We start from the raw sequence: 17479 nt of genomic DNA, 5'->3' as shown, positions 1-17479 counted from the left end.
AACGAGATCCTCGATTTTGGGTACCCTGCTCTGCAATTGTGCAAAAAATTTGCGGCCTCCTATACCAAAAACTTGCGTGAATCGCCCAACAATCGCGGTAGGCTTCAAAGGATTGGCGCCAAACTGTGAACCCAATTTGGACCAACTAAGTCCTCATTATGCCGGTATTGGTACTTTCCAAGCGCGAAAAACGAAGACATTTGGATGACAGCCACCGACGCCAATCTGCCGGACCGGGATTCCGGTGAAACGGAAAACCGGCTTCTGCAAAACATCATAGATTATACTGCCATGAGCTTTGCGCTTCTGTGGCAGCGGCAGGCTATTTATCTGGCCACGACCATTTTGACTGCGTTCTTCTTCGATCCCTTTAACGCCATGTTGTTCTATGGGACGATCCTCATTTGTGAAGTGCAAGATTTATTGCTGGCCAAACGCGTACCGCGCTTAAAGCCAGACCAGCACAAAGCAATAGGTATGATGGTTGTTTGGATTCTGTTGAACACGGTCCTGAGCTCAGCCGCAATCTGCCTGTACGCAGTTTCAGTTGCTTTCGCACAGCCCGCCGGTGGTCACTTTACGCCAATGTTCTTCTTGTTTGCTGCGGCGTTGTTTGCAGCAATGAACAACCATCAGTTTCTGTGGGCGATGATTGTCCGTTTGGCCATGTACGGCGTTTCGTTCATGTTGATTGTCGTCAAGGATATCTGGATCGAACGCCCCGAGCTTTCATCTGAACTCTGGCTGCACTTCTTCACCGTTATCTTTGTAATGTATTTTCTGATCGACTGTTCGATGGTGTTTCTGAAGCTCTACCGCAGGAATTTGGAGCAACTCGAAAAGCTCAAAGCAGAGCACGAAAGAACAAAAGCGGCCTACATTGCAAAGACTCAGTTCATATCGACAGTCAGCCATGAGCTGCGTACGCCTCTTACATCGATCAAGGGGTCACTTGACCTAATCAACACAGGCGCATTGGGTGAAGTTCCAGATTCAATGCAAAGCCTCATACACTTAGCGTGCAAAAACAGCGAACGGCTAGCATCACTTATCAATGATGTGCTGGACATCCAAAAAATGGAGGCCGGTGAAATGAACTACCGTGAAGGAACTATTGATGTACATACGCTGGTTCAGGAAGCGATTTCCGTTAACACCGGTTACACCAGTGCTCACAACGTAGAAATTGTGGAGGACATAAGGGGAAACAAAGATCTGTTCGTTAAAGGTGATGCGTCCCGCCTTCTTCAAGTGTTGGCCAACATGATCTCCAACGCAGCCAAATTTTCCCTTGATGGAGGCGAGATAACGGTCGGATGCGAAAAAGTCCGTGGGAAGATTCGCCTCTTCGTCAAAGACCACGGCATAGGGATACCCGAGGGGTGCCAGGACAAAGTCTTCGATCGTTTTTCACAGATTGACTCTTCCGATGAACGTCACGCAGGCGGTACAGGGCTCGGGATGCACATTTCAAAAGAAATTGTGGAGCATTTTGGAGGAGAAATAGACTACAGAAGCAAACTTGGTGAAGGCACAGAGTTTTTTATTATGCTTCCCGCCATAAGCGGGCATGAAGTAGGTACCGCCGGAGACGAGCAGACCTCACTACCCTGCGCCATGCAATCCAAGCAACATTAGCGGAATCCTACTGAGCAATTTCGATGGCACATCACCGTACTACTTCGAAGCAATCCCATGGTTCCCGAGCGGATTTTCCATGGTAGAGTTAACCCTAAAATCACAAGACCTCGTGGCACACTCGAAACCGCCTGTGGTGAAAAGAGGGATTCTGCGTAATGCCAATGCAACTCCAAAAAGAAAATGCTGTTCCGATCATGCGATCGGAACAGCAAACTCGTTACTAAGTACATTTCCTAAGATGCGGTAGGTTCACAACTTTCGGCAAAAAGGCCTCCTACTTGCAGGCCGCGATATCACAAGATTTATATTAAGGTATGAACTATCCAAGCACTGAGAATTTCTCGTGTTTTGTTCGTTTCCGCTGTTCCAAATGATAGAAACTGGAAACAAAGAAGCCAATGGCCACCAAACTGTTAACGTTTTTCAGCTTACCCATCGATTCGGCACTCTCTATTTGAACTAATTCACTCGTTGTCCTGCGCTTAAATATCCAGCATGTCGAACAACATCGGCTTCGGGGGTTCCCGATTAAGGTTCAGGATAGCGGCTACAACTTCGCGGGCCTCTCCACGGGCTTCTAGGCTTTCCCCCACTAGCCGACGGGTCCAGCTATCGTCGGGGTCCAACCCTTGAACACCCGCCATTTAATGCTTTGCAAGTTGCTGGGCGTCGATGAACTTCTGAGTGGCAGATCTAGTGGCAACCTCAGGTTGCCGCCTGTACGTAAGCAAACGATGCCGTTCAATTTATGCGTAATCGATGCGAAAATATTGCGTAAAGGTCTACGAAACAGTTGAAATTACAGTGATTTTTTTGAGTTTCACTCCGAAAGGTATTGTTTTTATTTTCAATAACTTACAAGATATGGTGCGGTCGAGAAGACTCGAACTTCCACGGGTGTTACCCCACAGCGACCTCAACGCTGCGCGTCTACCAATTCCGCCACGACCGCACTGCCAATGACTTGGTAGAGGGGCATATAGACGGTGGTGAGCAGGATGTGAAGAGGCAAAAAACACGCCGATTTGAATTCCGCGGTGCCATCCATATCTGTACTGCAGACAGCGTATATTTCCCCCTTCCCCGGAGCCCGCCCATGACCGCGCAAGATCCCCGCCCAATTGTCCAGATTGATATCGTCTCAGACGTCGTGTGCCCCTGGTGCATCGTGGGGTTTCGCCAGCTTGACCAGGCTTTGAAAGAACAAAACGTGCTCGCCAATCTCAGATGGCATCCTTTTGAGCTGAACCCCAATATGCCGCCAGAGGGTCAGAATCTGCGCGAACATATCATGGAGAAGTATGACTCGACGGTCGAGCAGAGCCAGCAGGCCCGTGATCGGCTAACCCAGATCGGCGCCGAGCTTGGCTTTTCGTTCAACTTCAATGACGACAGCCGGATGGTAAATACTTTTGCAGCGCATCAGCTGCTGGACTGGGCCGAAACGCAAGGCCGCCAGCATCCGTTGAAGATGGCCCTGTTCGAGGCTTACTTCACCAATCAACAGGACGTATCCCAATCCGAGGTCCTGCTTGATGCGGCCCAAGCGGCGGGGCTGGACCGGGACGCCGCCCAAGCGGCTCTGACTTCGGGCGATCACGTTGCGGCGGTTCGCGAAAAGCAACAGTTCTGGACCAGTCGTGGTGTTTCAGGTGTTCCGTCGATGGTGTTTGCTGGCAAGTACCTGGTGACCGGTGCGCAGGGGGCCGAAACCTATTCGGACCTGTTGCAGCGGTGCCTGACCGAGGCTGCGTGACCTCTTTTCTTCGCACTGCCCCGGCGGTATGGAGCACTTATGGAATGGAAGATCACTGACGGGCTGACCGATTACAATGACGCCGTCGCCTTCATGGAGGCGCGCGTGGCTGCAATTGCGGCCGGAGAAGCGGATGAGTGTGTGTGGCTGCTGGAGCATCCGCCGCTATACACCGCTGGCACGTCAGCCCGGATCGAGGATCTGACCGACCCGGATCGCTTTCCGGTCTTTGAGGCCAAGCGCGGCGGTGAATACACCTATCACGGCCCCGGCCAGCGCGTGGCCTATGTAATGCTGGACCTGAACAAACGCGGCAAGGACGTGCGCCGCTTCGTCAAGCAACTGGAAGAATGGGTGATCGCAGCGCTGGCCGAGTTCAACGTGCATGGTGAAATCCGCGACGGACGCGTTGGTGTTTGGGTGCGGCGCAATGACAAACCGCTGACCGCTTCGGGCCAACCTGCCGAGGATAAAGTGGCCGCGATCGGATTGCGCCTGCGCAAATGGGTCAGCTTCCACGGCATCTCGATCAATGTCGAACCTGACCTCGAGCATTTTTCAGGTATTGTCCCCTGCGGCATCACCGAACATGGGGTTACGTCGCTTGTCGATCTGGGGTTGCCGGTCACCCTGGTGGACGTGGACACGGCCCTGCGGAAAACTTTTTCAGAGGTTTTTGACCTCGATAGGGCCTGAATCGATACCCGCGAATCGTTCAGAGTCCATATTCTGTTAACAATATCGCGATTTTTGGCAGCTCTGTTTCCACATTGGACCGAAATTTCCAAATATTTACAGTTCAAAATGAGCAAATTAGCCAAAAGCTCACTCAAATAGATACATCCTGCGTGTTTGGGGGTAGTATAGACTTACCGTTCTTAGAGTGAGTGGTGTGTTAACCGGTGATCTTGGGTCATCCCGAGTAATCGGAAAGGTATTAGTTAACGAGTCTGCCGTTCCGACCCCAAATCGGAGCGGCAATTCACATTCAACTCTATGGATTCTCTTCCGTATGCCCGAAACGTGACGACCCGACATACGCGCGGTCGATCTGCTCAAGCTCAAGCGTGGCGTGACCAATGGCAAATCGGTCGCGGAGCGAATGTCTGACGCTGGCTCTCACCCCTTCCGCATCAGCCCAGGCCGCCGCGTCCACGACCAGATGGGCCGTCAACGCAGGCTCTCTCTCCTGCATGCTCCACAAGTGGATATGGTGAACCTCGGACACTCCGGGTATGTCCTCGATGGCCGAGGCAACTTCTTCCGGGTCCAGATCGGGGGGCGCTGCCATCATCAGAACGCGGATCGTTTCGCCAATTTCACTTTTGACATGCCACAGTATGTAGGCCGAAATCAGGATCGTGACGGCGGGGTCTACCCATGTCCAGTTGAACAGGATCACCGCGGTGCCGGCAATAATCACAGCCACCGATCCCAAGGCGTCCGCCACGTTGTGCAGAAACGCCGCCCGGATGTTCATGCTGTCCTTGGCCATCGAGTAAGTTAGCGCAGCCGTGACAAGGTCCACAATCAAAGCCAGCGCCGCAATCCATACGACCATCCAGCCGTTAACCGGCTCAGGCTCAAAAAACCGCATCACACCCTCGTAGAACAGGTACACCGACAGCACGACCAGAGTGGTATAGTTGACAAGCGCGGCTACGACCTCGGCCCGGCCATAGCCGAAACTCATGCGTGGGTCGGCAGGTCGGCGGGCGATTTTGCGGGCAAAAAACGCGATGACCAGCGCAATAGCGTCAGAGAAGTTATGCAGGGCGTCGGCGATCAACGCCAGCGACCCTGAAAAAATGCCCCCAATGACCTGTGCCAGCGTCAGGAACATGTTGACGGCAATGGCCCAAGCAACGCGCGCGTCCCCTGCTTCCGGGTCTATGTGATGGTGCGCGTGGCTGTGCCCCTTATGAGAGTGATTATGTGCCATCTGAAATGTTTGTCCCTTGTTACGGCTGCACATTGCATGTAATTCCTCTAGTAACTAGAGGTTCAAGAGCCCTGAGGAAAAAAGATGTATTCAATTGGGTTTCTGTCGCGTCATACGGGGGTCAAGGTTCCGACCATCCGGTTTTATGAAGACAAAGGGCTGTTGCCGCGTCCGGACCGAACAGCGGGTAATCAGCGCCGGTACGACGACACTGCATTGAAACGGCTGCTTTTTATTCGCCATTGCCGCGATCTGGGTTTACCGCTGACCGATGTCGTAGGTTTGCTGTCTCTGGAAGGCGCGTCTGGCCGCGACCTTAACCAAGCGCATGAAATTGCCGAAAGACAGCTGGCCGACCTGCGGGACCGTATTTCCCGCCTGCGCAGCCTTGAGGCCGAACTGACCCGAATTTCCAAAGCCTGCGATGGCAAGCACGACCATGTCTGCGCCGTGCTTCACGCATTTGGCGATCACAGTGAGTGCGCGGGGCCACACGCGCACTCGAAGTAACTGCTTGCCGGTCAGCTCAGCGCGGCTTTGATCTTTTCGGCATGCTGCGCGATCAGGTCGAAATCGCCCATCGTTCCGGGTGCCCGCACGGCAACACCATCATGGCGTGGCAGGATATGGAAATGCAGATGGAACACCTCCTGCCCTCCGGCGGCCTCGTTGAATTGCTGGACCGTGACCCCATCCGCATCGAACGCTGCAACGACGGCCTTGGCCATTTTCTGGACCGTTGCGGTCACAGCAGCCAGTTGTGCAGGCGTTGCATCCAGAATGTTGCGGCAGGGGGTTTTAGGGATCACCAGCAGATGCCCGTCCGCGCGCGGCATGATATCCATGAAAGCCACCGTATCGTCATCTTCGTATACTCGGCTCGAAGGGATTTCTGCGCGCAAAATCTTGGCAAAAATATTCTCGGGATCATAAGCGGTCATTTCAATTCTCCGATTAACGCGTTGCCGACAGTTCTGCGGCGCACCCTGGCCCGGGTCAAGCGGGGAACGCAATTCCCAGCCGCCCCCTTGAATTCGAGGCGCTGATACCCAGATGAATGAGGAATTTGGTGAAAATTTCGCGGGTCGCCCTCCTGCCCGCGACAATTAATCTTGATCCAGATCAAACTCGACCATTGAAGGTCGTCCCCCCGCAATCTAAAACCAGCAGGAATCCCGCGCGTTGGAGAGGTCCAACTGCGCGGTGCAGTTGCAACAGGAGGCACCTATAATGGCAGACGCAGCCATTCATGGTCACGACCATGAAGACCAGCGCACATTTTTCCAGCGCTGGTTCATGTCGACCAACCACAAGGACATCGGGATTCTATACTTGGTCGTCTCGGCACTTGCCGGTCTGATTTCAGTTCTGATGACTGTTGTCATGCGGATCGAATTGATGGAACCCGGGGTGCAGCATATGTGCCTGGAAGGCTTCCGACTGTTCGGCAGCGGAGCCGAGCTCTGCACCCCTAACGGACACCTGTGGAACGTTATGATCACCTATCACGGTGTTCTGATGATGTTCTTCGTGGTCATCCCCGCGCTTTTCGGCGGATTTGGCAACTATTTCATGCCGTTGCAGATCGGTGCACCGGACATGGCCTTCCCGCGGATGAACAACCTGTCCTTCTGGCTTTATGTCGCTGGTACGTCGCTGGGTGTGGCCTCGTTGCTGAGCCCCGGTGGTAACGATCAGCTCGGTTCGGGCGTTGGCTGGGTTCTGTACCCGCCGCTGTCGACGACCGAAGGCGGCATGTCCATGGACCTTGCGATCTTTGCCGTGCACGTATCGGGCGCCTCCTCGATCCTCGGCGCGATCAACATGATCACCACCTTCCTGAACATGCGTGCCCCGGGCATGACTCTGTTTAAGGTGCCGCTGTTCAGCTGGTCGATCTTTGTCACCTCGTGGCTGATTCTGTTGTCCCTGCCGGTTCTGGCGGGTGCGATCACCATGTTGCTGATGGATCGCAACTTTGGCTTCACCTTCTTTGATCCCGCCGGTGGCGGCGATCCGATCCTGTATCAGCACATCCTGTGGTTCTTTGGCCACCCGGAAGTGTACATCGTGATCTTGCCTGGGTTCGGAATTATCAGTCACGTCATCGCCACCTTCTCGCGCAAGCCGGTCTTCGGTTACCTGCCGATGGTTTGGGCGATCATCGCGATTGGTGTGCTGGGCTTTGTCGTATGGGCGCACCACATGTACACCGTTGGCCTGTCACTGCGTCAGCAGGCGTACTTCATGCTGGCCACGATGGTCATTGCGGTGCCGACCGGGGTTAAGGTCTTCTCGTGGATCGCGACCATGTGGGGCGGTTCGATCGAGTTCAAGACACCGATGCTGTTCGCCTTCGGCTTCCTGTTCCTGTTCACCGTAGGCGGTGTGACCGGTGTGGTTCTGTCGCAGGCCGGTGTGGACCGTGCGTATCACGACACCTATTACGTGGTTGCGCACTTCCACTACGTGATGAGCTTGGGTGCCGTGTTTGCGATCTTCGCGGGCGTGTACTTCTACTTCTCGAAAATGACAGGTCGTCAGTACTCGGAATTCTGGGGCAAGGTTCACTTCTGGCTGTTCTTCATCGGCGCCAACCTGACCTTCTTCCCGCAGCACTTCCTGGGCCGTCAGGGCATGCCGCGTCGTTACATCGACTACCCCGAGGCATTCGCTCAGTGGAACTTTGTATCGTCGATTGGTGCGTTCATCTCGTTCGCTTCGTTCCTGCTGTTCTTCGGCATCGTGATCTACGCCCTGCTGCGCGGCGCGAAAGAAACACGTCCGAACCCGTGGAACGAATACGCGGACACGCTGGAATGGACCCTGCCTACCCCGCCGCCCGAACACACGTTCGAACAGCTGCCAAAGCAGGAAGACTGGGATAAGGGCCACGCCCACTAATCCCGGCAATATAGACTGACAAAGCCCCGCAGATGCGGGGCTTTTCATTTTTCACGCCTCAAGAATTAAACAACGCTGGCATAGACTTGCCCGAGAATAAGCCGCTAGACTGATCTGCAATCGCCAATTGCGCAGGACCCGGTCGGTCATGATCCTTCACGACGGAATTACTGTACGACAGATGGTCAAGGGCTCCTTTGGCTTTATCTGCATCGTGCTGACATGGACGCTGCTGGTTGTTCTGGCGGACGAGATCACGACAATCGAGTTGATCTCGAACCCCAGCCCGCCCGTCACCATGCTCGGGCTGGCAGTGGCATTCTTTCTGGGCTTCAAAAACACATCGGCCTTTGCGCGCTGGTCCGAAGCGCGCAGCATCTGGGGCGAGATCGTCAATGCCAGCCGGGACTGGGGCAACACTATTAGCAATCTGGTGCTGCCCGACGGCACACCGATTGATCCCGCGCTGCGCGACGAACTGATCGAACGTCACATCGCGTGGCTCAATATGCTTGCCTTTCAGCTGCGCCAGCCCTCGCCGACAGGACGCAGCCGACGCCCATGGATGTTTGGGCACAAACCTATTTCTGACCGAACCGAGTTGCATCAAATGCCCGAATGCTGGCGCGAACGCCAGTTGCCAATCGACTTGGCAAGGCTTGAGGGCAAGAGCAATCGCGCCGCCTATCTGTTGTTTCTTCAGGGCGAAAAGCTAGCAGAATTGGCACGCAGCCGCGGCATTGACCCCTATTGGCACGTCGCCCTGATGGACCGCCTCGCGCGGTTTACGACGACACAGGGGCAATGTGAGCGCATCAAGAACACACCCTTCCCAAGACAGGTTGCCGAGGTCGGTCGCGTCTTCAGTTGGATCTTCATCTTCATGCTGCCGCTGGCGTTCAACGACGAGCGATCAATCATCCCCGGGGCAGATATCTCTGTATGGCAGCTTGTTATTTTCGACTGGCTGACATTCGCGCCGGTTGGGGCGCTGGTTTGTTGGATCTTCTTTGTCACCGAACGCGTCAGCGCCTCGATGGAGGATCCGTTCGAAGGGGATGTGACCGATGTTCCGATCTCGGCCCTTTGTCGCAGCATCGAGATTGACTTACGGCAGATGACAGACTGCGGGGTTGCGCCTCAACCCGCGCAACCCATCGAAAAAGTTCTGTTTTAGAGCGACCCGATTTGGCGTGTCCGCAACGCCATTTCAGGGTGCGTTCGATAATCTGCCCAAATTAGGGTATCATGTATCCAGAAACCCTGGGATCGGAGCCATCAGATGCCCGAAATTGACTTTTGGTTTTCCATCGGCAGCACATACAGCTTCCTGACAATCATGCGCCTGGATGATTGGTGTGATGAGCATGACGCGACCGTCAATTGGCGACCGTTTAACGTGCGCACCGTGATGTCCGAACAACAGAACATTCCATTTGCAGGCAAACCGGCCAAATCCGCATATATGTGGCGTGATATCGAGCGGCGAGCCGCAAAATACCACCTGCACGCAACGCTTCCTGCACCCTACCCGATCTCGGATCTTGCGCTGGCCAATCAGGTTGCCGTGCTGGGTATGGCGGATGGCTGGGGTAAATCCTTTACTCAAAACCTGTACCGCATCTGGTTCGAAGAAGGGATCGAGGCGGGCAGCGAAACCGCGTTATCAGAAGCGCTGCATCGGTGTCAGCAGGACCCGCGCCTGACCCTTGCCCGCGCACGCAGCCCCGACACGATCTCGGCGCTTGAAACCGAAACCGAACAGGCCACAAAGCTGGGCGTTTTTGGCGCCCCCAGCCTGGTCGTTCGCGGCGAGGTTTTCTGGGGCGATGACCGGCTGGACGACGCGTTATCCTGGGCCAGAGTTGGGCACGTCATCTGATCTTTCCTGTTAGACACCGGCAGGTGTTGCGCTATTTTTGCACCATGCCGTATCGATGGAATCAAACCTCAAGTTCCGAGCAAGAGTTGCGCCTGTGGCCGCATAACTCTCTGCCCCCACGCTGGGCGATGCGTGTGGTGTTGGCGGTCTTTTTGTTTGGCTTGATTCCCCTGATGGCTGTTCTTGGGTCGGTTTTGCTGTGGGGTTTGCTGCCATTCATGCTGTTGACCGTTCTGGGACTGTGGTTCGCGATCCAGTCCAATTACCGTGCACGCAGCGTTTTCGAGGTGTTGACCTTGACCAGATCGCAGGCCCGTCTGGTGCAGCATCACCCCCAACGGGGGCAGCAGGCGTGGTCGTGCAACCGCTATTGGGCGCGCCCCGAAATGCACGAGCGCGGAGGCCCGGTCCCGAATTATGTCACACTGACCGGTGACGGTCGCGAAGTTGAAATCGGCGCGTTTCTGTCTGAGGAAGAGCGGATTTCGCTGTTTGATGAGCTTACAAAAAAACTGCGCGAACCCGTCGCGCAGTCTTAGCATCTGGCAAAAGAAAAGGGCTTAGCAACCGCCGCTTGCCCCAGCGCAAAGCTGGTCTTTGACCATCGGGCCAACCTTGCCGAAATCCATCTGGCCGGTGTAGCGAGTTTTCAGCTCACCCATCACTTTGCCCATGTCGCGGATCGACCCGGCGCCGGTGGCCGTGATTGCGGACTGAATGGCCTTGCTCACCTCGTCATCGTCCAATTGCTTGGGCAGAAATTCCTCGATGACCTCGACCTCGCGCAGTTCCCGTTCGGCCAGATCCAAACGGCTGCCCTCTTCATAGGCACGGGCGCTTTCTTTGCGCTGCTTGGTCATTTTACCAAGAATTTCAAGCACCTCTGCGTCGCCGCAGCCTTTGGCTTCTTCGTTGTCAGACGCGCGCGAAGCGATGTCACGGTCCTTGATCGCAGCATTAATCAAGCGCAGCGTCGACAGACGCTCGGCATCCTTGTCTTTCATTGCTTGCTTCAGGGCAGTGTTCACCCTTGATCGCATATCCATATGTTCTGTCCATCCCCATGGCAAAGGAACCCCGACCATATCGAAACAAAAAGCGCGATACAACAGGGGGCGCATGCAGCTAACTTATTGATTTTAAACAATAGCCTAAAAATTGAACAGACTTGACCCGAGCGGACAACCCCCTTAGGTATGCGCCGGTTTACCTTGCAGGAGAGTCGCGCCATGGCCCAGAACGCCCCGTCCAAGCCCACCGCATGTCTGGCATTGGCCGACGGTACATTGTTCTACGGTATGGGCTTCGGTGCCACCGGCCAAACCGTGGCTGAACTGTGCTTTAACACCGCCATGACCGGATACCAGGAAATCATGACCGACCCCTCTTATGCGGGACAGATCGTGACCTTCACCTTCCCTCATATCGGCAATGTCGGCGTAAACCCCGAGGATGACGAGACTGGCGATCCGGTTGCCGCCGGAATGGTGGTCAAATGGGACCCGACCGAGCCATCGAACTGGCGCTCGGCCGAAGAACTGAAGGCCTGGCTGGCCCGCCGCGGCCGCATCGCCATCGGTGGCGTGGACACCCGCCGCCTGACCCGCGCCATCCGTCAGCAAGGCGCACCTCATGTCGCGTTGGCGCATGATCCCGACGGTAACTTTGATATCGAGGCATTGGTCGCCGCCGCGCGTGGCTTTGCCGGTCTGGAAGGCATGGATCTGGCCAAAGAGGTCACCTGCGCCCAAAGCTATCGCTGGGACGAAATGCGGTGGGCCTGGCCGGACGGGTATAAACGTCAGGAAGCTCCGGTGCATAAAGTAGTCGCCGTCGACTTTGGCGCAAAGCGCAATATCCTGCGCTGCCTCGCCTCGGCTGGTTGCGACGTCACGGTTTTGCCTGCAACGGCGACAGCTGCCGAGGTGCTGGCCCATAATCCCGATGGCGTGTTCCTGTCGAACGGCCCCGGAGACCCGGCAGCCACTGGTGAATACGCCGTGCCGATGATCAAAGAGGTTCTAGACGCCACCGATCTGCCCGTCTTTGGCATTTGTCTGGGCCACCAGATGCTGGCGCTGGCTTTGGGCGGCCATACCGTCAAGATGAACCACGGCCACCATGGGGCCAACCATCCGGTCAAAGACCTGGATACCGGCAAGGTCGAGATCACCTCGATGAACCATGGCTTCGCTGTGGATGGCCAGTCCCTGCCCGACGGCGTTGTGGAAACCCACCGCTCGTTGTTTGACGGGTCCAACTGCGGCATCCGCATGACCGATCGCCCTGTCTATTCAGTGCAGCACCACCCCGAAGCCTCACCCGGCCCACAGGACAGCTACTATCTGTTCGAACGCTTTGCCGAAGCAATGGCAGACAAGAAAGCACAGGCTTAACCACTCCATCGTTTAGTGTTAACGCGCTGTTAACCTTGATTGAGCCACCCTGACGCGGGTCACCGTGTCAGGGTTTTTTTATGGTTGAACATAGCCTGCAGCAATTCGCGCGCGCCGCGCCGATTTCTTTTGGGGCGCGGAAACCCCTTGGCGCCTGTTTACTCGAACGTGGATGCATCACCCCCGCGCAGCTCGAAAAGGCGCTGCACTTGCAATCCAGACAACAGGCCCCGCTGGGCGAGATCCTTGTCGGAGAGGGCTGGATCAGCCGTCAGGAAGTCATGGATGCTTTGTCCGAGCAGACCAATCTGCAAATTGCCGATCTGAAAAACACGCCCCCCTCCCCGACCTTATGTGACATCAAACCGGTCGAGTTCTGGCTGAAGCATAATGTGATCCCGTGGCAACGCATCGGCCCGATCCTGCTGATCGCGACCGCTGATCCGAACCGCTTTGCCGCGGTACGCGCCGCCCTGTCCCACACCGAACACACGATTGCCCCGGTACTTGCATCGGCCAGTCAGATTGATCACGCGATTGCCAGCTCATTTTCCGAAACTTTGGCAAAAGGCGCGGAAACCCGGGTCGGCAAGGATCAGAGCTGTCGATCGTGGACGCCGACAAAGCGCGCGGGTCCCATCGCTGTCCTTGCGGGACTTCTTTTCTTTTTTACAGCCTTTCCTCTGGTTGGTCTGACTGTTCTTTTGACCACAGCCACGGTTTCGCTGCTTATGTTCATGATTTTGCGCATGGCAGGCTTGGTCTCATATCTTATGAGATACCGCCTAGTGTGCCCAACGCCCGAACCTGTTCCGCTGCGATTACCACGCGTGTCGATGATGGTACCCCTTTACAAAGAACGAGAAATAGCAAGCGCCTTAATTAAGCGGCTACAACGCCTGACCTACCCAAAGGCGTTGTTGGATGTCATTCTGGTGCTGGAGGCCTCAGATGAGGTCACGCGCACCACATTGGGACGAGTGGATCTACCCAGCTGGATCAGAACTGTTGAAGTCCCAGAACTGAACGGACTGACGACAAAGCCCCGCGCGATGAACTACGCGCTGGATTTTTGCCGTGGCGACATTCTGGGTGTGTGGGATGCCGAGGACGCCCCGCAATCGGATCAGATCGAACGGGTGGTCCGGCATTTTGCGCGGGCTGACGAGGACGTCGTCTGCCTGCAAGGTGTTCTGGATTATTACAACCCGCGCACAAATTGGCGGTCACGCTGTTTTACAATCGAATACAACAGCTGGTTTCGGATCATCCTGCAAGGCATTGCGAATCTGGGTCTGGTCGTCCCGCTTGGGGGCACAACATTCTTTTTCCGCAGGGACAAGCTGCTGGAGCTTGGCGGCTGGGATGCCCACAATGTAACGGAAGATGCCGATCTGGGCGTGCGCCTCAGCCGCGCGGGCTATCGAACCGAGATGGTTGATACCACCACCTATGAAGAGGCAAACTTTCGCGCCTGGCCCTGGGTCAAACAGCGCTCGCGCTGGCTGAAGGGGTTCATGGTGACCTATCTGGTGCACATGCGTGCGCCGCGGCGTCTGCTGGGTGACATCGGGTTCAAGCGATTTCTTGGCGTTCAGGCGTTCTTTTTAGGCACTATTGGCCAGTTTTTAATGGCACCGGTCCTATGGCTGTTCTGGTTGGCGACTCTGGGCTTGCCTGGCCCGTTCGATCCGCTTTTATCTGATTGGGCCTTCCACACACTCATCAGCCTGTTTCTGGTGGCAGAGATCACCAATCTGGTCGTTGGAATGCTGGCCGTAGCAGCACAGGAAAGACGATTCCTTATGCCGTGGGTTCCAACAATGCCGCTTTATTTTCCGCTAGGCGTGTTAGCCGCCTACAAAGCCCTGTGGGAACTGGCCAGCAACCCGTTCTTCTGGGACAAAACCCAGCATGGGCAAGCCCGCGAAGAAGTACAGCCGCACTGACGGTCATTTTTCGCGCAGCACCGCATCCTGTTTCAGCCGGGTCATGAAGGCCACCGAGATATGTTCTTTCAGCGCGCGCTCTGCCGACTCTTCATCCCGTGCGGTGATTGCCTCAACAATGCCCTTATGCTCACTTTGCGCAATCTCGCCACGGCCCTGAACGGCAAGCGAGGTCGTAGCCATCAACGCCATGGTGCGGTGCACAAGATTCAGCTGCTGCACCAGATACCGGTTGTGCGAAGCCAGATGGATCTGTTCATGAAACCGCCGGTTAGCCCGCGACAGTGCCGTTGGATCATTCACCAGCGCATCGTCAGCGGCGACCATGTCCTGTAGCACTTTGATCTCTTCTTCGGTGGCGTGTTTCGCGGCCAGCTTTGCGGCCAACCCTTCCAACTCGCGCCGGACCACATAAAGTTCGGCCATTTGGTTGTGATCCAATGAGGCCACGATCAGTGATCGTCCGTCACGCTCTAGCAGGGACTGCGTCTCAAGTCGCTGCAACGCTTCGCGGATAGGTGTACGAGACACGCCAAATCGTTCTGCCAGCTCACTTTCGACCAATCGGTCGCCGGGCTTGTAAACGCCCACATCAATCGCTTCGAGAATAAGGTTATAGGCGTCTTTGTTGGGCTGACGGGATTGCGGCATGGGGTGTTTTTTCTCCTCGTTCGGACATGTCTATCCGCCTCAGGCCCGTGCAATCAAGTGTAGCATTGAAAACCTGTGCATGGCGGCCTAAACCCAACCCATGGTCAAACCTTCTTTTTCGCACGTCAGCCAATGGGTGTTCGACCTCGACAACACGCTGTACCCGCCTCATATGCAACTATTCGACCAGATCGAGGTTCTGATGACGGATTACGTGGTGCAGGCCATTGGCGTCGACCGGGCCGAGGCGGATCGTCTGCGCTCGCACTATTGGCGGGAATACGGCACCACGCTGGCCGGCTTGATGGCCGAGCATGACCTGGACCCCGACCCATATCTATACGCCGTGCATCAGGTGGACATGAGCCACATGGACCCCGACGCTGAGTTGGCCGACCACATCAGGTCCCTTCCCGGCCGTCGTATCGTTTACACCAACGGCAGCGCGCCTTATGCCGAACGGGTGCTAAAAGCACGCGGCCTCAGCGGTTTGTTCGATGCGGTTTATGGCGTAGAACACGCGGGCTATCGTCCAAAACCCCAACAGGCCGCGTTCGAGGCGATCTTTGCACAGGATGGCATCGACGCCGCCAAGGCGGCTATGTTTGAAGATGATCCGCGCAATCTGACTGCTCCGCACGCGATGGGAATGCGCACTGTTCACGTCGCGCCCGAGCCGCATAAGGCTGAGCATATCCACCATCATACCGACGATTTGACCGCGTTTCTGGCCCGCCTGCGATAGGCTGTCACACTGCGACGATCTGCACATTCTGCAGGTGCATCATCGACCCTATATGCGCCTCAGCGACGAACAGAATCGGAGACCCCATGAGCGCGATCGAGATGCCCGGACGCCTGCCCATCTGGCAGCGCCTGTTGTTTGCAATCCCCCTGTTTGGCTGGCTAGCCAAGGATGCCGCTCATGCAAAGGGCGAAGAATGGGGTTATACAGCGGCCGCGATTTTCAGCATGTGGGGATGTTCTGCCCTGTTGTTTGGCTTGCCGGGCCTGTACATCCCGGCGGTGATGATGGTGCCGGTGATGTTCCTGATCCTCATCCTGATCTCGCGCGGCTGACACGCGAGACAGGATGTCACTTGGCACCGGCGGAGGAACCGAACTAGGGTCTGCCCAACACTCGGAGGCCAAGGTCATGAAAGACAGCTGTGACATCCTGATTTCCGGCGGAGGAATCGCCGGTCTGACCGCCGCGGCGGCCTTTGGAACCGCCGGGTTCGACGTTATTTGCGTGGACCCGACGCCCCCGATAACCGAGCGCGACGTGGACGGCTCTGATTTGCGAACCACCGCATTTCTTCAGCCCGCACACGGGCTGTTAGAGCAATGTGGGTTGTGGCAACGGCTGGACGCACACGCGGCCCCTTTGCAGATCATGCGGATTGTGGACGCAGGCGGAGATGTTCCTGAACCCCGCGTTGTGCGCGATTTCAACGCCGCTGATATCTCGGATCAACCGTTCGGCTGGAACCTGCCCAACTGGCTGCTGCGGCGCGAGATGGTGGCACGACTGGCCGTACTGCCCAATGTCGATTTCCGTGCCGGTACAGGCACCGTCAGCCTGTTCACCCGCACTGCCGAAGCGCGTGTCGGCCTGAGTGACGGCAGCCGCATTCGTTGCAAGCTGGTGGTCGCTGCTGACGGGCGCAACTCTCCCATGCGCGAGGCGGCTGGGATCAAGGTCCATACAACGCGCTATGGCCAGAAGGCATTGGCCTTTGCGGTCACACATCCGATTCCCCATGACAATGTCTCGACCGAGATCCATCGCTCGGGTGGGCCCTTCACCCTGGTCCCCCTGCCCGATTGGCAGGGGCAACCGTCTTCGGCGATTGTGTGGATGGAGCGCGGACCCCGCGCGGTTGAGTTGCTCAACACCGAGCCCGAAGCGTTTGAGGCGCTGATGACCGAACGGTCCTGTGGGTTGTTCGGACCGTTAAAACTGGCTTCGCGCCGGACCATCTGGCCGATCATCAGCCAGTCCGCAGAACGTCTGGCTGGCGAGCGAGTCGCACTAATGGCCGAAGCTGCCCATGTGGTGCCGCCAATTGGAGCCCAGGGATTGAACATGTCGCTGGGCGATCTGAGCAGTCTGCTGGAACTGGCGCAGGCCCGCCCCGAAGGTTTGGGCGACGCGCAGATGCTCGAGGCCTATCACAAAGCCCGCCATACCGAGATCGAGATGCGGGTCAAAGGAATTGATCTGTTAAACCGCGCCTCGATGATCGAGGCGCGACCGTTAAGGGACGTGAGGGCAATGGGGTTGAATGCGCTCTATTCCCTGCCGGCTGTTCGCAAGACCTTGATGGAAATGGGCCTCGGCGTACGCTAAGGCCC

18 protein-coding genes and 1 tRNA gene are annotated in these 17479 nt (G+C 56.3%); 13 read left to right on the top strand and 6 right to left on the bottom strand.

Annotated features, from left to right (window positions below):
- Positions 1 to 204 precede the first annotated feature (204 nt).
- Positions 205 to 1638 (top strand): sensor histidine kinase, encoded by a 1434-nt coding sequence (locus AC2FI8_RS00495; RefSeq protein ID WP_496766790.1) that lies wholly within the window; start codon positions 205 to 207, stop codon positions 1636 to 1638.
- A gap of 485 nt (positions 1639 to 2123) precedes the next feature.
- Here the strand turns inward: AC2FI8_RS00495 and AC2FI8_RS00490 are convergent, their stop codons facing one another.
- Positions 2124 to 2285, bottom strand: a complete 162-nt coding sequence (locus tag AC2FI8_RS00490) for a hypothetical protein (protein WP_496722233.1) — start codon at positions 2283 to 2285, stop codon at positions 2124 to 2126.
- 221 nt (positions 2286 to 2506) lie between these two features.
- Positions 2507 to 2593, bottom strand: a tRNA-Leu gene (locus AC2FI8_RS00485).
- Between the two features lie 144 nt (positions 2594 to 2737).
- Here AC2FI8_RS00485 and AC2FI8_RS00480 point away from each other — a divergent pair.
- Positions 2738 to 3397: a DsbA family oxidoreductase gene (locus AC2FI8_RS00480; RefSeq protein ID WP_496776406.1), complete on the top strand. Its 660-nt coding sequence runs from the start codon at positions 2738 to 2740 to the stop codon at positions 3395 to 3397.
- Positions 3398 to 3436: 39 nt separating this feature from the next.
- On the top strand, positions 3437 to 4093 hold the full coding sequence (gene lipB, locus AC2FI8_RS00475) for a lipoyl(octanoyl) transferase LipB (protein ID WP_496776404.1): 657 nt from the start codon (positions 3437 to 3439) through the stop codon (positions 4091 to 4093).
- A gap of 298 nt (positions 4094 to 4391) precedes the next feature.
- Here the strand turns inward: lipB and AC2FI8_RS00470 are convergent, their stop codons facing one another.
- Positions 4392 to 5339 carry a cation diffusion facilitator family transporter gene (locus AC2FI8_RS00470; RefSeq protein ID WP_496776402.1) on the bottom strand — a complete coding sequence of 316 codons (948 nt, stop codon included), beginning with the start codon at positions 5337 to 5339 and terminating at the stop codon, positions 4392 to 4394.
- Between the two features lie 84 nt (positions 5340 to 5423).
- Here AC2FI8_RS00470 and AC2FI8_RS00465 point away from each other — a divergent pair, with 84 nt between their 5' ends.
- A complete protein-coding gene (locus AC2FI8_RS00465; protein WP_496738757.1) occupies positions 5424 to 5849 on the top strand; it encodes a MerR family transcriptional regulator in 426 nt (141 codons plus the stop codon).
- Positions 5850 to 5860: 11 nt separating this feature from the next.
- On the opposite strand, the gene AC2FI8_RS00460 is transcribed toward AC2FI8_RS00465, so the two are convergent.
- Positions 5861 to 6280, bottom strand: coding sequence for an HIT family protein (locus AC2FI8_RS00460; protein ID WP_496732967.1), 420 nt, complete (start codon positions 6278 to 6280; stop codon positions 5861 to 5863).
- 289 nt (positions 6281 to 6569) lie between these two features.
- On the opposite strand from AC2FI8_RS00460, the gene ctaD reads away from it, so the two are divergent.
- The 4 genes from ctaD (at position 6570) to AC2FI8_RS00440 (ending at position 10664) form a co-directional block, all read left to right on the top strand.
- Positions 6570 to 8243, top strand: a complete 1674-nt coding sequence (gene ctaD / locus AC2FI8_RS00455) for a cytochrome c oxidase subunit I (RefSeq protein WP_496722223.1) — start codon at positions 6570 to 6572, stop codon at positions 8241 to 8243.
- 148 nt (positions 8244 to 8391) lie between these two features.
- On the top strand, positions 8392 to 9420 hold the full coding sequence (locus tag AC2FI8_RS00450; protein WP_496766793.1) for a bestrophin family protein: 1029 nt from the start codon (positions 8392 to 8394) through the stop codon (positions 9418 to 9420).
- 105 nt (positions 9421 to 9525) lie between these two features.
- On the top strand, positions 9526 to 10125 hold the full coding sequence (locus AC2FI8_RS00445) for a 2-hydroxychromene-2-carboxylate isomerase (protein ID WP_282118722.1): 600 nt from the start codon (positions 9526 to 9528) through the stop codon (positions 10123 to 10125).
- Positions 10126 to 10169: 44 nt separating this feature from the next.
- Positions 10170 to 10664: a DUF2244 domain-containing protein gene (locus tag AC2FI8_RS00440; protein ID WP_496776895.1), complete on the top strand. Its 495-nt coding sequence runs from the start codon at positions 10170 to 10172 to the stop codon at positions 10662 to 10664.
- Between the two features lie 21 nt (positions 10665 to 10685).
- Here the strand turns inward: AC2FI8_RS00440 and AC2FI8_RS00435 are convergent, their stop codons facing one another.
- A complete protein-coding gene (locus tag AC2FI8_RS00435; protein ID WP_496776400.1) occupies positions 10686 to 11171 on the bottom strand; it encodes a GatB/YqeY domain-containing protein in 486 nt (161 codons plus the stop codon).
- Between the two features lie 183 nt (positions 11172 to 11354).
- Between AC2FI8_RS00435 and carA the strand changes: the two genes are divergently transcribed.
- Both carA and AC2FI8_RS00425 read left to right on the top strand, forming a co-directional pair.
- Positions 11355 to 12521, top strand: coding sequence for a glutamine-hydrolyzing carbamoyl-phosphate synthase small subunit (gene carA / locus AC2FI8_RS00430; RefSeq protein ID WP_496776398.1), 1167 nt, complete (start codon positions 11355 to 11357; stop codon positions 12519 to 12521).
- Between the two features lie 80 nt (positions 12522 to 12601).
- Positions 12602 to 14470 (top strand): glycosyltransferase, encoded by a 1869-nt coding sequence (locus AC2FI8_RS00425; protein ID WP_496776396.1) that lies wholly within the window; start codon positions 12602 to 12604, stop codon positions 14468 to 14470.
- Positions 14471 to 14473: 3 nt separating this feature from the next.
- Here the strand turns inward: AC2FI8_RS00425 and AC2FI8_RS00420 are convergent, their stop codons facing one another.
- Positions 14474 to 15121 (bottom strand): GntR family transcriptional regulator, encoded by a 648-nt coding sequence (locus AC2FI8_RS00420; protein ID WP_496776394.1) that lies wholly within the window; start codon positions 15119 to 15121, stop codon positions 14474 to 14476.
- Positions 15122 to 15221: 100 nt separating this feature from the next.
- Here AC2FI8_RS00420 and AC2FI8_RS00415 point away from each other — a divergent pair, with 100 nt between their 5' ends.
- The 3 genes from AC2FI8_RS00415 (at position 15222) to AC2FI8_RS00405 (ending at position 17474) form a co-directional block, all read left to right on the top strand.
- The gene (locus AC2FI8_RS00415) at positions 15222 to 15866 is read left to right on the top strand and encodes a pyrimidine 5'-nucleotidase (protein ID WP_496776392.1); all 645 of its coding nucleotides are present in this window, start codon (positions 15222 to 15224) and stop codon (positions 15864 to 15866) included.
- Positions 15867 to 15952: 86 nt separating this feature from the next.
- Complete coding sequence (locus tag AC2FI8_RS00410) at positions 15953 to 16201, top strand: hypothetical protein (RefSeq protein WP_282168549.1); 249 nt, start codon at positions 15953 to 15955, stop codon at positions 16199 to 16201.
- A 76-nt stretch (positions 16202 to 16277) separates the two neighbouring features.
- Positions 16278 to 17474, top strand: coding sequence for a UbiH/UbiF family hydroxylase (locus AC2FI8_RS00405; protein ID WP_496776390.1), 1197 nt, complete (start codon positions 16278 to 16280; stop codon positions 17472 to 17474).
- Positions 17475 to 17479 lie beyond the last annotated feature (5 nt).

It is taken from the genome of Ruegeria sp. CDSB029 (assembly GCF_059611125.1).
This window is presented reverse-complemented; position numbering and strand designations above follow the sequence as displayed.

What these genes read in the sequence shown, in the direction of transcription:
- AC2FI8_RS00495 (WP_496766790.1), top strand. Translation starts at nt 205, where the DNA reads ATGACAGCCACCGACGCCAATCTGCCGGACCGGGATTCCGGTGAAACG.
- AC2FI8_RS00490 (WP_496722233.1), bottom strand. Translation starts at nt 2,285, where the DNA reads ATGGCGGGTGTTCAAGGGTTGGACCCCGACGATAGCTGGACCCGTCGG.
- AC2FI8_RS00480 (WP_496776406.1), top strand. Translation starts at nt 2,738, where the DNA reads ATGACCGCGCAAGATCCCCGCCCAATTGTCCAGATTGATATCGTCTCA.
- lipB (WP_496776404.1), top strand. Translation starts at nt 3,437, where the DNA reads ATGGAATGGAAGATCACTGACGGGCTGACCGATTACAATGACGCCGTC.
- AC2FI8_RS00470 (WP_496776402.1), bottom strand. Translation starts at nt 5,339, where the DNA reads ATGGCACATAATCACTCTCATAAGGGGCACAGCCACGCGCACCATCAC.
- AC2FI8_RS00465 (WP_496738757.1), top strand. Translation starts at nt 5,424, where the DNA reads ATGTATTCAATTGGGTTTCTGTCGCGTCATACGGGGGTCAAGGTTCCG.
- AC2FI8_RS00460 (WP_496732967.1), bottom strand. Translation starts at nt 6,280, where the DNA reads ATGACCGCTTATGATCCCGAGAATATTTTTGCCAAGATTTTGCGCGCA.
- ctaD (WP_496722223.1), top strand. Translation starts at nt 6,570, where the DNA reads ATGGCAGACGCAGCCATTCATGGTCACGACCATGAAGACCAGCGCACA.
- AC2FI8_RS00450 (WP_496766793.1), top strand. Translation starts at nt 8,392, where the DNA reads ATGATCCTTCACGACGGAATTACTGTACGACAGATGGTCAAGGGCTCC.
- AC2FI8_RS00445 (WP_282118722.1), top strand. Translation starts at nt 9,526, where the DNA reads ATGCCCGAAATTGACTTTTGGTTTTCCATCGGCAGCACATACAGCTTC.
- AC2FI8_RS00440 (WP_496776895.1), top strand. Translation starts at nt 10,170, where the DNA reads ATGCCGTATCGATGGAATCAAACCTCAAGTTCCGAGCAAGAGTTGCGC.
- AC2FI8_RS00435 (WP_496776400.1), bottom strand. Translation starts at nt 11,171, where the DNA reads ATGGATATGCGATCAAGGGTGAACACTGCCCTGAAGCAAGCAATGAAA.
- carA (WP_496776398.1), top strand. Translation starts at nt 11,355, where the DNA reads ATGGCCCAGAACGCCCCGTCCAAGCCCACCGCATGTCTGGCATTGGCC.
- AC2FI8_RS00425 (WP_496776396.1), top strand. Translation starts at nt 12,602, where the DNA reads ATGGTTGAACATAGCCTGCAGCAATTCGCGCGCGCCGCGCCGATTTCT.
- AC2FI8_RS00420 (WP_496776394.1), bottom strand. Translation starts at nt 15,121, where the DNA reads ATGCCGCAATCCCGTCAGCCCAACAAAGACGCCTATAACCTTATTCTC.
- AC2FI8_RS00415 (WP_496776392.1), top strand. Translation starts at nt 15,222, where the DNA reads ATGGTCAAACCTTCTTTTTCGCACGTCAGCCAATGGGTGTTCGACCTC.
- AC2FI8_RS00410 (WP_282168549.1), top strand. Translation starts at nt 15,953, where the DNA reads ATGAGCGCGATCGAGATGCCCGGACGCCTGCCCATCTGGCAGCGCCTG.
- AC2FI8_RS00405 (WP_496776390.1), top strand. Translation starts at nt 16,278, where the DNA reads ATGAAAGACAGCTGTGACATCCTGATTTCCGGCGGAGGAATCGCCGGT.